Source organism: Mammaliicoccus sp. N-M50 (genome assembly GCF_022386995.1).
GTDB classification, from domain to species: domain Bacteria; phylum Bacillota; class Bacilli; order Staphylococcales; family Staphylococcaceae; genus Mammaliicoccus; species Mammaliicoccus sciuri_A.
In genome coordinates this window covers 312,069-324,887 of record NZ_JAJNJA010000002.1, presented here as the reverse complement: position 1 = coordinate 324,887, position 12,819 = coordinate 312,069, and the positions used below count along the sequence as shown (strand labels likewise).

Annotated in this window: 16 protein-coding genes; 1 reads left to right on the top strand and 15 read right to left on the bottom strand. The window is 32.4% G+C overall.

The features are described from left to right. Positions 1 to 3: 3 nt before the first annotated feature. Both LQ622_RS04910 and ccpN read right to left on the bottom strand, forming a co-directional pair. Positions 4 to 819, bottom strand: a complete 816-nt coding sequence (locus LQ622_RS04910; RefSeq protein WP_037588325.1) for a pyruvate, water dikinase regulatory protein — start codon at positions 817 to 819, stop codon at positions 4 to 6. A 14-nt stretch (positions 820 to 833) separates the two neighbouring features. Next, entirely contained in the window at positions 834 to 1,469 is a 636-nt protein-coding gene (gene ccpN, locus LQ622_RS04905; protein WP_037588327.1) for a transcriptional regulator CcpN, read from the bottom strand. A gap of 294 nt (positions 1,470 to 1,763) precedes the next feature. Here ccpN and LQ622_RS04900 point away from each other — a divergent pair, with 294 nt between their 5' ends. Continuing rightward, positions 1,764 to 3,152 (top strand): glycine--tRNA ligase, encoded by a 1,389-nt coding sequence (locus LQ622_RS04900; protein WP_204188565.1) that lies wholly within the window; start codon positions 1,764 to 1,766, stop codon positions 3,150 to 3,152. Positions 3,153 to 3,254: 102 nt separating this feature from the next. Here LQ622_RS04900 and recO read toward each other — a convergent pair whose 3' ends face one another. The 13 genes from recO to LQ622_RS04835 all read right to left on the bottom strand — a co-directional run bounded on the left by recO (position 3,255) and on the right by LQ622_RS04835 (position 12,816). Next, a complete protein-coding gene (gene recO, locus LQ622_RS04895; RefSeq protein WP_037588328.1) occupies positions 3,255 to 4,007 on the bottom strand; it encodes a DNA repair protein RecO in 753 nt (250 codons plus the stop codon). A gap of 22 nt (positions 4,008 to 4,029) precedes the next feature. After that, positions 4,030 to 4,929 carry a GTPase Era gene (era, locus tag LQ622_RS04890; protein WP_037588330.1) on the bottom strand — a complete coding sequence of 300 codons (900 nt, stop codon included), beginning with the start codon at positions 4,927 to 4,929 and terminating at the stop codon, positions 4,030 to 4,032. After that, positions 4,930 to 5,334: a cytidine deaminase gene (gene cdd / locus LQ622_RS04885; protein ID WP_025904197.1), complete on the bottom strand. Its 405-nt coding sequence runs from the start codon at positions 5,332 to 5,334 to the stop codon at positions 4,930 to 4,932. It abuts the gene before it with no gap. Between the two features lie 19 nt (positions 5,335 to 5,353). Continuing rightward, on the bottom strand, positions 5,354 to 5,701 hold the full coding sequence (locus LQ622_RS04880) for a diacylglycerol kinase family protein (RefSeq protein ID WP_107565597.1): 348 nt from the start codon (positions 5,699 to 5,701) through the stop codon (positions 5,354 to 5,356). Further along, positions 5,694 to 6,155 carry an rRNA maturation RNase YbeY gene (gene ybeY / locus LQ622_RS04875; RefSeq protein WP_025904199.1) on the bottom strand — a complete coding sequence of 154 codons (462 nt, stop codon included), beginning with the start codon at positions 6,153 to 6,155 and terminating at the stop codon, positions 5,694 to 5,696. Before ybeY ends, LQ622_RS04880 begins: the two co-directional genes overlap by 8 nt. A 1-nt stretch (position 6,156) precedes the next feature. Then, positions 6,157 to 7,104, bottom strand: coding sequence for a PhoH family protein (locus LQ622_RS04870; protein WP_037588335.1), 948 nt, complete (start codon positions 7,102 to 7,104; stop codon positions 6,157 to 6,159). Positions 7,105 to 7,139: 35 nt separating this feature from the next. Then, on the bottom strand, positions 7,140 to 7,637 hold the full coding sequence (locus LQ622_RS04865; RefSeq protein WP_204188860.1) for a PH domain-containing protein: 498 nt from the start codon (positions 7,635 to 7,637) through the stop codon (positions 7,140 to 7,142). A 108-nt stretch (positions 7,638 to 7,745) separates the two neighbouring features. After that, positions 7,746 to 8,450: a hypothetical protein gene (locus LQ622_RS04860; protein WP_204169996.1), complete on the bottom strand. Its 705-nt coding sequence runs from the start codon at positions 8,448 to 8,450 to the stop codon at positions 7,746 to 7,748. A 15-nt stretch (positions 8,451 to 8,465) separates the two neighbouring features. Continuing rightward, positions 8,466 to 9,461: a flotillin-like protein FloA gene (gene floA, locus LQ622_RS04855; protein ID WP_025904203.1), complete on the bottom strand. Its 996-nt coding sequence runs from the start codon at positions 9,459 to 9,461 to the stop codon at positions 8,466 to 8,468. Positions 9,462 to 9,484: 23 nt separating this feature from the next. Beyond that, positions 9,485 to 10,201 (bottom strand): NfeD family protein, encoded by a 717-nt coding sequence (locus tag LQ622_RS04850; RefSeq protein WP_176698803.1) that lies wholly within the window; start codon positions 10,199 to 10,201, stop codon positions 9,485 to 9,487. Between the two features lie 211 nt (positions 10,202 to 10,412). After that, a complete protein-coding gene (gene rpsU / locus LQ622_RS04845; protein WP_016998564.1) occupies positions 10,413 to 10,589 on the bottom strand; it encodes a 30S ribosomal protein S21 in 177 nt (58 codons plus the stop codon). 124 nt (positions 10,590 to 10,713) lie between these two features. Then, on the bottom strand, positions 10,714 to 12,060 hold the full coding sequence (mtaB, locus tag LQ622_RS04840; RefSeq protein ID WP_126477524.1) for a tRNA (N(6)-L-threonylcarbamoyladenosine(37)-C(2))-methylthiotransferase MtaB: 1,347 nt from the start codon (positions 12,058 to 12,060) through the stop codon (positions 10,714 to 10,716). 6 nt (positions 12,061 to 12,066) lie between these two features. Further along, positions 12,067 to 12,816, bottom strand: coding sequence for a 16S rRNA (uracil(1498)-N(3))-methyltransferase (locus LQ622_RS04835; protein WP_107577765.1), 750 nt, complete (start codon positions 12,814 to 12,816; stop codon positions 12,067 to 12,069). Positions 12,817 to 12,819: the final 3 nt, after the last annotated feature.

Genomic DNA, 12,819 nt, shown 5'->3' with positions numbered 1-12,819 from the left:
CCTTTAACGGTTTTGTTGTGTAATGATTTTAATAATGTCATTTGCTGTTTCTTCTATTGCCTTGTCAGAAACATCTAGTACAGGACAGCCAATTTTCTCAACAATTTCCTCGAAGTATCTTAATTCTTCTTCGATTCTGTCATCTTTCGCATAATTAGCATCATCACTTAAACCTAATTGAATTAATCTTGCTCTTCTAATCGCATTAAGGTTTTTTTGATTAATTTTTAAAGCGATACATTTCTTTGGATCAATTTCAAATAATCCTTCTGGTGGTGCAACTTCAGGCACTAATGGTACATTCATTACTTTATAACGTTTATGTGCCAAGTATTGTGACAATGGTGTTTTTGAAGTTCTAGATACACCAATAAGAATGATATCAGCTTTTGGTAAGCCGCGTGGATCTCTACCATCATCATATTTAACCGCAAATTCGATTGCTTCAATTTTCTTGAAATAATCTTCATCTAATTTATGGATATTGCCTGGCTCATTAAGTGGGGCTTCATTAAGTTCATTGCTTAATATGCTCATCAATGGACCCATAATGTCTACATTTTCAATATTATTTTCTTCTAATTTTTCTTTTAAGTATAATCGCATTTCTGGTTTAACCAATGTATAAACGACTATTGATTTTTGTTCTAATGCTAATGATACGACTTCATTAATATTACTTTCATTCTCTATATATGGTAATCTTACAATATCTAAAGCATTTCCTTCTGTCTTATATTGAGACGTACATGCTTTCGTAACAAGCTCTGCCGTTTCTCCTACTGAATCGGATGCTATAATTATTCTTATCTCTTCCATTTAACTAATTCCTCCTACTCATCTTCAATAAGTGAAACAAATGCTCTTGTGATCGTTGTTTTTGTAATTCTGCCTTTAACTTTCATTTTGTCGCCTTTAAGTTTTTTGACAACAGGTATCGCATCTATTTGTTTATCAATTAATAATTTAGCTGCATAAATCAATAAATCATCTTCTAAACATACTGTTATGTTTGGCATTCTGCTCATATTAATACTAACCGGTGTATCTTTTAAACTTTGACCACCTATTGCTGCCCTCAGTAAATCTTTTCTTGAACATACGCCAATTAAATTGCCTTCTTTATTTATAACAAATAATGTGCCGACATCTTCTAAAAACATCTTACATATTGCTTCATATACAGAAATACTTTCTTCTATTACAACTGGTATCGCCATCGATTCTTTTACGGTCATTTTTTTAATTGAATCACTTAATAATTGTGTACTTGATTTCCCTGTATAAAAATATCCTACTCTAGGTCTTGCATCAAGATAACCTGCCATTGTTAAAATTGCTAAATCTGGTCTTAAAGTTGCTCTTGTTAAATTTAGTCGTTCAGCTATTTTTTCTCCTGTAATGGGTCCATTGTTCTTAACAATTTGTACAATTTGTTCTTGTCTTTGATTTAATTCGATTGCTCTCACCCCTTCGAACACAATTCAGATAGATTAATTATAACATGTAACGCAAATATTGCTCAATTTGAATATCTGTTTTCACTTGATAACTCTCCCATACCATGCTATATTTTAATTAACTTTGAAATAAAAGCGAGTTAAGGATGGTGAAAGCTTAACATTAAAGTTTTGGCTTACAAAATTTTATAAAAAGTGAGTGGCTACACTAATTTGGGTGGAACCGCGGGTAATATACTCGTCCCAAGGCATTATTTGATGATGTCTTGGGGCTTTTTTAATTTAATTGAGGAGTGAATTTTTATGGCAAAAGATATGGATAAGGTAGTAACATTAGCAAAACATAGAGGGTTTGTATTCCCTGGTAGTGAAATTTATGGTGGTTTAGCAAACACTTGGGACTATGGTCCACTTGGTGTTGAACTAAAAAATAACATTAAAAAAGCATGGTGGCAAAAGTTCGTTCAACAATCTCCATACAACGTTGGACTAGATGCAGCTATTTTAATGAACCCAAGAACTTGGGAAGCTTCAGGTCACCTATCAAACTTTAACGATCCAATGATAGACAACAAAGATTCTAAAATTCGTTACAGAGCAGATAAATTAATTGAAGATTACATGCATAATGTTGAAGGTGATGAGAACTTTATCGCTGACGGTATGAGCTTTGATGAAATGAAACAATTAATCGATGATAAAGGCATCACTTGTCCTGAAAGTGGTACAGCTAACTGGACAGACATTCGTCAATTCAACTTAATGTTCAAAACATTCCAAGGTGTTACTGAATCTTCAACAAACGAAATATTCTTACGTCCTGAAACTGCACAAGGTATTTTCGTAAACTATAAAAACGTTCAACGTTCTATGCGTAAAAAATTACCATTCGGTATTGCGCAAGTTGGTAAATCATTCAGAAACGAGATTACACCTGGTAACTTCATCTTCAGAACGAGAGAATTCGAACAAATGGAACTTGAATTCTTCTGTAAACCTGGTACTGAAATTGAATGGCAAAATTACTGGAAAGACTTTGCTGCAAAATGGTTAATAGATTTAGGTATTAAAGAAGAAAATACAAAATTACGTGACCATGACGAAGATGAATTAAGTCACTACTCAAATGCAACAACTGATATCGAATATAAATTCCCGTTTGGTTGGGGAGAACTTTGGGGTATCGCTTCAAGAACAGATTATGACTTAAAACAACATAGTGAATTCAGTGGTGAAGACTTCAAATATCACGATCAAGAAACAAATGAAAAATTCATCCCTTACTGTATCGAACCATCATTAGGTGCTGACCGTGTAACATTAGCATTCTTATGTGATGCATACGAAGAAGAAAATGAAGGTGAGAAAGATCAACGTACAGTATTGCATTTCCACCCTGCTTTAGCACCTTATAAAGCAGCAATCTTACCATTAAGCAAAAAACTTTCACCAGATGCTATTAAAGTATATGAAAAATTAAGTGAAAGATTTGCAATCGACTTTGATGAGTCACAATCAATCGGTAAACGTTACCGTAGACAAGATGAAATTGGTACACCATACTGTATCACGTTTGACTTCGATTCATTAGAAGACAACCAAGTTACAGTACGTGACAGAGACACAATGGAACAAGTACGTATGCCAATTGATGAAGTTGAAAACTTCTTAGCTGAAAAAATCAGATTCTAATACTAAACAAAAACAGAGCAAAAACTTATTATCTAAGTTTAGCTCTGTTTTTTTATGATTAAGTTGTTAAGAAACCATTACGAAACACTTCACATAAGACTTTTACATTTTTAAGTTTTCGAGTTGGTTGAGTAATTTTTTGGTTCTAAATACAACTCCAACGTATTCGTCATACATGTTATCGATTAAAGTTTGTATTTCTTTTTTGACTTGTTCGTTTATTTTAAAACTGTTTAAATGTTTGATCGGTAATTGATACATGAGATTCATAAAATATAATGCTCTATTAGATATTCGATATGCATGTTCATCATGTATTAATGCTTGATTGCTAAGTGGTCCGTTATATTTGAAACTATAGGCATTTAATTGCTGTTGATCCATATCTCCTGTTACAACGCATGCATTGAAAGTTGGTTCATAACCATATTTAGGCATACATTTCAACGCGACAATCATGCTCATCGTATCTGCATCAACGCCTCTTTCTACTGCTTGGAATACACCTAACAATAATTCATAAAAGAATACATCGTGTTCTTCCGCTTCTAACGCCTTATCTACGACTTCTATACAATATGCACCATATGCACTTTTAAAAATATCGGATTGCATCGTTCTATGACTGTTTATAATATCAGCAGATGATAGTGTGCCCATTCCTTTAAACTTCGAAAAAATAAACAAGCCATGTACAAAGGGCTGAGTAGCACCTTGTAGTGGATGACTTGTTTTTTTAGCACCACGTGCCATTAATGGAACTTTATGACCGTGTTCATTTAATATAGTGATGATTTTATTGTTTTCACCATAATCTACAGAGCGAATGACAAATCCTTCTTGTTTATAAAGCATTATATCATCGCCTCCATTCTAGTTAATACTCGTCTTCTCTATAACCAATTTGTTTGATGAAATTAGGTTTATTACGCCAATCTTTTTGTACTTTAACCCATAAATCCAAGTATACTTTTGAGCCAAGTAGCATTTCAATATCTCTTCTTGCACGTTTACCTATTTCTTTAAGCATTTTACCGCCTTTACCAATGACAATGCCTTTTTGAGAGTCTCTTTCAACATAAATTGTTGCTTCTACTTGGACTTTCTCACCTTCTGCTTTTGTCATTTTATCGACGTTCACACCGATAGCATGCGGAATTTCTTGATTCGTAAGGTGTAATGCTTTCTCTCTTATCAACTCAGCAACAACAAATTGTTCTGGGTGATCAGAAATTTGGTCTTTAGGATAATACATTGGACCTTCTTCAAGGTACTTTTTAAATTGTTCTAGTAGTGTCTCAATGTTTAACCCTTCTAATGCTGAAATTGGAATAATTTCTGCAAAATCCATTGTTTTTTGATACTTTTCAATTTCAACTAAAAGTTGATCAGGGTGAATTAAATCTATTTTATTTAACACTAAAAATACTGGTGTTTTCGTTTGTTTCAACAATTCGATAATGTATTCATCGCCTTTACCGATACTTTCATCAACATTAACCATAAACATGATTAAGTCTACTTCTTTTAAAGTATTTTTAGCAATTTTCATCATGTAGTCACCTAAAGCATGTTTAGGTTTATGAATACCTGGTGTATCAATAAAAATCATTTGAGCATCATCAGTTGTTAATACACCTTGCACTTTGTTTCGAGTCGTTTGTGCTTTATCAGACATTATCGCTACTTTATGACCAATAACTTTATTCATAAAAGTAGATTTACCAACATTAGGTCTACCTATAATAGATATAAACCCTGATTTAAATTCATTCATTTATTCTAGATCCTTTCCTGAGAAACCTAAAGGTAATAATTCATTAACTGTAGTTTCAATTCTTTCATTTGTTTGATGTGTTAAAAATACTGGCATGTCATCATCACATAACTCTTTTAACACTTGTCTGCATGTGCCACATGGAGATGATGGTTTATCAGCATCTACTGTAACTGTAATACATTTGAAGTCTCCCGGTCTATACCCATCTGACATTGCTGCAACGAGTGCAGATCTCTCAGCACAAATTGTTGATGGGTAAGCTGCATTTTCAATGTTAGCACCATAATAAGCTTTACCATCTTTCGTTACTAAATATGCACCTACATTAAATTTAGAATATGGTGTATATGCTCTCTTTTGTGCTTCTCTTGCACCTTCATACCACTCTTGTTTGAATTCCATACCATTTCCCCCTATATGTTTATATTATTTTTGGTAAAAATATCATTATCCCGATTATTGCAGCCATTATTGATGTTAATAAAACGGCTAATGCGGCTGTATCTTTAGCATGTTTAGCAAGTAAGTTATATTCATCCGTAAACATATCTACTACATACTCTATAGAAGTATTGAGAACCTCTACAATGAGTACACTAAATATTGCAAATAAAATCCATAACCATTCAAATGTATTGAGATTTAATATTAAACTAACAATCAATACAAGTACAGCGAATATAAGATGTAATAAAAAGTTTTTATCTTTTTTGAGAATCGTCACTAAACCTGCTAAAGGAAATTTAAAGCGATTTACAAATTTATTCACGTGTTAATCCAAATTCATTTAATATTTCATCTTGTCGAGAAAACATTTCTTTTTCATCTTCTTCAGTCATATGATCATAACCTAGTAAATGTAAAAATCCATGTAATGCTAAAAATCCTAATTCTCTACTCAAACTATGATTATAAGACTCAGCTTGCTCTTTAGCAACTTCAAGACAGATGATAATATCACCTAACACTCTAGGCATATCTAAGCCTTCTATTTCAGGTTCATCTTCTTCTAATGAAAATGAAATAACATCTGTTACTTTATCTTTATCGCGATAATCACGATTGATAGCTTGAATCTCTTCTTCATCGACAAATGAAATTGAAAGTTCTGCTTCTTCAGTAATATTTTCCTTTTTAGCAGCAAAAGTGAGCAATGATTCAATTTGATTTTTTGTATCTTCATCAATTACTTGTTGCTCATCTATAAAATCCATTGTTAGCATATTATTTCTCCTCTTCGTATGCGTTTATTATTTTACCTACTAATGGGTGTCTCACAACGTCTGTTTGTTCTAAGTATGTCATTGCTATACCTTTTACACCACTTAATCGTTGATCGGCTTCAATCAGTCCACTTTTCACACCTTTAGGTAAATCGATTTGTGTACGGTCACCTGTTACAACCATTTTTGAACCGAAACCTAATCTTGTTAAGAACATCTTCATCTGTGGGTGTGTTGTATTCTGAGCTTCATCTAGGATTACAAACGCATCATCTAATGTTCGACCTCTCATATAAGCAAGTGGTGCGATTTCTATCGTACCTCTTTCAATTAAACGTGATGTTTGCTCAGTTCCTAACACTGTATGAAGCCCATCATATAAAGGTCTTAAATAAGGGTCTACTTTTTCTTTTAAATCACCTGGTAAGAAACCTAATGATTCACCCGCTTCGACTGCAGGACGCGTTAATACGATACGTTTCACTTGTCCTAGGCGCAATGCCCTTGCAGCCATTACAACAGCTAAGAACGTCTTCCCTGTACCTGCTGGACCTATACCGAATACTAAGTCATTGTTCTTTATATTATTGATATATACTCTTTGACCCATTGTTTTAGCTCTTATTATTTTACCATTACTATCTTTAGTGATTTCTTCATCATATAAATTAATGAGTTGATCGATTGTTCCTTTGTCAGCCATTTTAACCGCTGCTTGTACATCATTAATCGTTATACTCGCACCACTCTCAATTACTTTTAGTAAGTTCAATAATACTTTTTCAGCTTTTTCAACATTTTCTATACGTTTACCACGGACAGCAATTTCTTGTCCACGTGTTAATATATCCACCTCGAGTTCATTTTCAATATACTTTATGTGCTCATCTCCGTTACCCAACAGAGCTTGAGCTTGATCCATATTCTCGATTTGAATTAATGTAGGCATTAAATATCTCCTTTATAAGTTGAATTGTTGACACTTTAAATGTACCAAACCTTATTGTAACGTGCAATCTTATGCACTTTATTTTGTATATTATTTAGTTTTTCACGTGCAATAATGAGATTTCTAACTTTTTCATATTCATGTACTCTATTGCTATTATTTAATTTAATTTTAGGATTAATTCGAATTAATGTAATAATAAACTCACGTTCTTCAATTGGACTCACTTTTTCGACCAATTCACCTTTTGAAACAATTTCTAACATGCTATTACCTTCTATAGATTTAGTCATATTAATTTGATCGATATCAAAAATATTGTAACGATTTTTGAATAATCCTCTTCTTATGGATAAAAAATGCTCTTTTATTGTGTATCTTTCAAAAAGAATGTTTAAAATTATAAGAAAAACGAGAATAAAAGTAATAAATATTAAATACTTATTACTAATAAAAAGCGGTATTAAAGCAATAAAAAATAATAAAATCGAAATGATAATAGATAATATACTCTGCTTTTTCTTAAATACCATTTTCATCACACCCTCTTGAATCCTACCTTTATTGTAAGTCTAAATGGTATTTTTGTGAATAAAAAACAAGCTGAGACATTACATTATGTCCCAGCTTGTTTATATTCGTTATTTTAATTCATTTGGTCTTTTTAAAATTTCTGACCAAATGATACCATTTACGACTTGGTTTTCATCAACATTGATTGCTTCATCGTTAAACTTATGTTTACTGTTTAAATAGAGTTGTTTAACCATCGCTCTTCTCGTTCTTTCTGAAAGTTGCGTGTTGTTGATAATTTGCTCTGCTTCTTTTTCAACATCATCTATACTTTCACGCTGTACATTCATTAAAGACTTTTTCTCTTCTTGGCTGTATGCCAATAGCTGTTTGATTGCTTCTTGTTGTTTTTTAGGTCTATTTTTATGAATTTGCTCTTTCTTCTGATTGATATAAGCATTCTCATGCTCATTAGAAGTTTGCTCTGGTTGTTGTTCTACTTTATGTGATTGAACAGCAGGCTTTTCAACATCTATATTATATTGTTTAAGATGATTGGCAAGTTGATCTGCTAAGTTTTTATAATGGCCAGACATTCGTTCAGTTGAACTTGTTTCTGCTTTTTGTTTATAAGTTTCATACTTATTAACTAACTCTTTTAATTCTTGCTCAGCAGATTTTTTCTTATCTTCAGCTTGTCTATTTACTGGATTTTGTCTTTGTCTTGTTTGAGGTTGCTTATTTTTCTTTTTATTTTTAGAAGCGCCTTCGATTATACCGCTCACGACACTAAAAATAACCCAAATAACAAAGATGATAATGCCTATTTCCATTTTAAATCACCTCTCTTATTGGTTCGGTGAATTAGAATCTTGTGGCTTTGTACTCTTATTGATTGCTTCTCTCATGCCAGTGTCAGCTTCTATATTTTTTAAATTATAGTAGTCTTTAACACCTAAATTGCCTGATTTAAGTGCTTCTGCCATTGCAAGTGGTACTTCTGCTTCTGATTCAACAACTTTAGAACGCATTTCTTGTACTCTTGCTTTCATTTCTTGCTCAGTAGCAACGGCCATTGCACGACGTTCTTCGGCTTTAGCTTGTGCAATATTTTTATCAGCAAGTGCTTGTTCAGTTTGCAAGTCTGCACCAATGTTTTTACCGATATCCACATCAGCAATATCAATTGATAGAATTTCAAATGCTGTACCTGAATCTAAACCTTTACTTAATACTGTTTGTGAAATACTATCTGGATTCTCAAGTACTTTAGTGTGATGTTGACTTGAACCAATTGTTGATACAATACCTTCACCAACACGTGCGATAATTGTATCTTCACCAGCACCACCGACTAATCGATCAATGTTTGCTCTAACTGTAATTCTAGCTTTTGCTTTAACTTCGATACCATTCATCGCAACACCTGAGATAAATGGTGTTTCAATTACTTTAGGGTTAACGGACATTTGAACAGCTTCTAAAACGTCACGACCAGCTAAATCAATCGCTGCCCCTCTTTCAAATACTAAGTTGATTTCTGCTCTTTGAGCCGCAATAATTGCATCAACTACTCTATCAACATTACCTCCTGCAAGATAATGAGATTCTAACTGGTTCGTTGTTAATGCTAAACCAGCTTTGTGCGCTTTGATTAATGGGTTAATAACACGTCTAGGTGATACACGTCTCAAACGCATACCAACTAAAGTACCAATACCTACTTTTACGCCTGCTGCAATAGCTGAAATCCATAATCCTACTGGTACAAATGAGAATAAAATCATAAGTAGTACGATTAATATGACAGCAATAATTACAAAAGCAATTAAACCTGATAACATATGCATTTCTCTCCTTGTCTAAATTAAATTTCTCTTACGACAACTCTTGTACCTTCAACCTGTACAATTTTAACTTGCTTATCCTTCTGAATAAAACTACCATCTGAAACAGCATCTATTCTTTCGTCATCAACAAGTATAATTCCTGAGGGCCTCAATGCAGTGTATGTTGTACATAGTTTGCCAATCAAATGACTTCTATCATCATGAGATGTATAGCCAGATTCTTTATTTGTAGAGTCTCTAAGAATGACTTTATCAAAGAATGGTATTTTACGATTGAATCCTTTCACTAATATCACCCACTCTATCGTTGTTAGAATTAATGCTACAGCAATAATCATACCCATAGTTAAGATATTTTCTCCAACTAATACAAAACTACCAATAATGGCAATAAAACCAAGGATACCTAGTACTGCTCCTATAACAAATAATTCAATTATTACTAATAATGCACCGATCCCAAAAAGTAAAACAGAAATCAAACTAATTTCATCAATTATAACGTAGCCGATGAAAAAGATAAGTGTACAAATAAAGCTTAAAATTCCCGCAAAATTAATACGTTCTGAATATAATTGATATAGTGCACCTAGAAAAATAATACAAGTCAGTATCAATGTGACTAATGGAGACGTAATGAACTCACCAATAGACGACATACTTTGACTTGAAACAATACCTAAATTCAAGTTGTTCTGAAAATAAGCAAATATGTATTCATACCCTGATGTCAATAATCTCACCCCTCATATTTATTATACAATAAAATAGGCGTGAACTAAAACGTATATACATAATATTCTAAATTTATAAACTTAAATGTTTTTCAAATAAATAAAAGAACACATAAACGATATCGTTTATGTGTTCTTTATGACGTTCAACGTTAAATATTGTTCATTATAATTAATTAATATTCATTGAGGGAGTTCAATAAAAAATTAATTATTTAAATTTACGTTTACGTGCTGCTTCTGATTTCTTCTTACGCTTAACGCTTGGTTTTTCATAGAACTCACGTTTACGCACTTCTTGAATCGTACCGCTTTTTGAAACTGTACGTTTGAAGCGACGTAATGCATCTTCGATTGATTCGTTTTTACGAACTACTGTTTTAGACATCTGTATTTCCCTCCCTCCAAATATCAACAAAGCTTTATATGTCATTTACATAGTATATATTACTATGTACTTAAACATTATAAAATAAGTCATTTTTTAAGTCAATAATCATTTGTTATGAATATTAATATGCAACTAATCTTTCGTCTTTATTTGTTGCATGATCCACAACTTTTACAAGTTTACCTTGATTGATAGGATAACCTGGTGTGACAACTTTCACTTTCACTAATTCTCCAATTAATGATTCATCGCCTTCAAATTCAATCTTCATGTAATTATCTGCATATCCGACTAGTTTACCATCAGTTGAACCTTTTTCTTCAGGTATCACTTCTAATACAGTTTGATCAAATTTAGAAGCATAATCTTTAGCTAATTGATTAGATAATTCAATTAAACGATGTACGCGTTCATTTTTAACTTCTTCATCAATTTGATCTGTCATTCTTGCTGCTGGTGTTCCTGTTCTCATAGAATAAGGGAACACGTGTAATTCAGAAAATTGATGTTTAACAATGAAGTCATATGTTTCTTGGAATTCTTCTTCAGTTTCACCAGGGAATCCAACAATTACATCACTTGTAACAGCTAAACCTGGTAAAGCTTTATGCAATTTTTGTAATCTTTCAGAGAAGTGTGCCATCGTATATTTTCTTCTCATACGTTTCAATACAGTATCAGAACCTGATTGTAATGGTATATGAAGATGTCTTACAACTTTAGTTGATTTATCGATAACATCAATAACTTCATCTGTAAGCTGACTCGCTTCTATAGATGATATACGAATTCTTTCAAGATTTTCAACTTGTTCTAAATCTCTTAATAATTGCGCTAAGTTATAATCTTTTAAATCTTCACCATATCCACCTGTATGAATACCTGTTAAAACAATTTCTTTATATCCTGAGTTTACAAGTGTTGTTGCTTGGCTTACTACTTGTTCAGGATCTCTTGATCTCATTAACCCTCTTGCCCATGGAATGATACAGAAAGTACAGAAATTATTACAGCCTTCTTGAATTTTTAATGATGCACGTGTTCTGTCAGTAAAGTATGGAACTTCTAATTCTTCATACTTTCTGTTTTTCATAATATTACCTACACCATTAATAGGTTGTCTACTTTGTTTATAGTCCTCAATATAAGAAATAAGTTTATGTCTATCTTGAGTACCTACAACAATATCAACGCCCGGAATTGCCATAATTTCAGCAGGAGATGTTTGAGCATAACAACCTGTTACACAAACAACTGCATCTGGATTTTTACGTATTGCTCTTCTAATCACTTGTCTACTCTTCTTGTCACCTGTATTTGTTACAGTACAAGTATTAATGATAAAGACATCAGCATTCGTTTCAAAATCCACTCTTTCGTAATCATTTTCCTTAAATAATTGCCAAATTGCTTCAGTTTCATAATGGTTTACTTTACAACCTAACGTATGGAACGCTACTGTAGCCAATTTTATTCACCTCATTAATTCTAATTGATAGCTTAAAGCAGCTAAAGCATACAATGGAGCGGTTTCAGCTCTTAATATTCTAGGTCCTAAACTCACCTTAATAGCATCATCATAAAGATTAACTTCATTTTCAGTTAATCCACCTTCTGGTCCAAATATCATTAAAACCTTTTGTCCATGTTTAAGGTTAGAACCAATTTGATGAAATTTGCTTGTTCCCCCACTTTTAGCTTCTTCTTCATAAGCTATTATTACATAATCATATTCATTCATATTATCATAAATTGATTTAAAATTCGACTTATACTTTATACTTGGTATAGTAAGTCTCATACTTTGTTCACTAGCTTCTTTAACAATTTTTTGCCATCTATCTAATTTTTTAGATATTTTTTTCTCGTCTAATTTGACAATAGACCTTTCGGATTGGACAGCAATAAAATGATGTGCACCCATTTCAGTTGCTTTTTGAAGCAACCATTCATATTTATCGCCTTTAATAAGCCCACTCGCAATCGTTATATCAACAGGTAGTTCCGTTTGTCTTGTAATGTCTTCTATCGTTTCTAACTCAATACTATCGTCATGAAAAGCAATGATTTTTGAAATTAACGACTTTTGATCTTCAAAAGTTAATATGATTTCTTGATCGATACTTTTGCGCATCACATTTTTAATATGATGTATATCATCTGTATTATGTATAAAAAAACGCTGATTTAACTCAGCGTTTTCTTGTAAGAAATATCTTTGCATCAT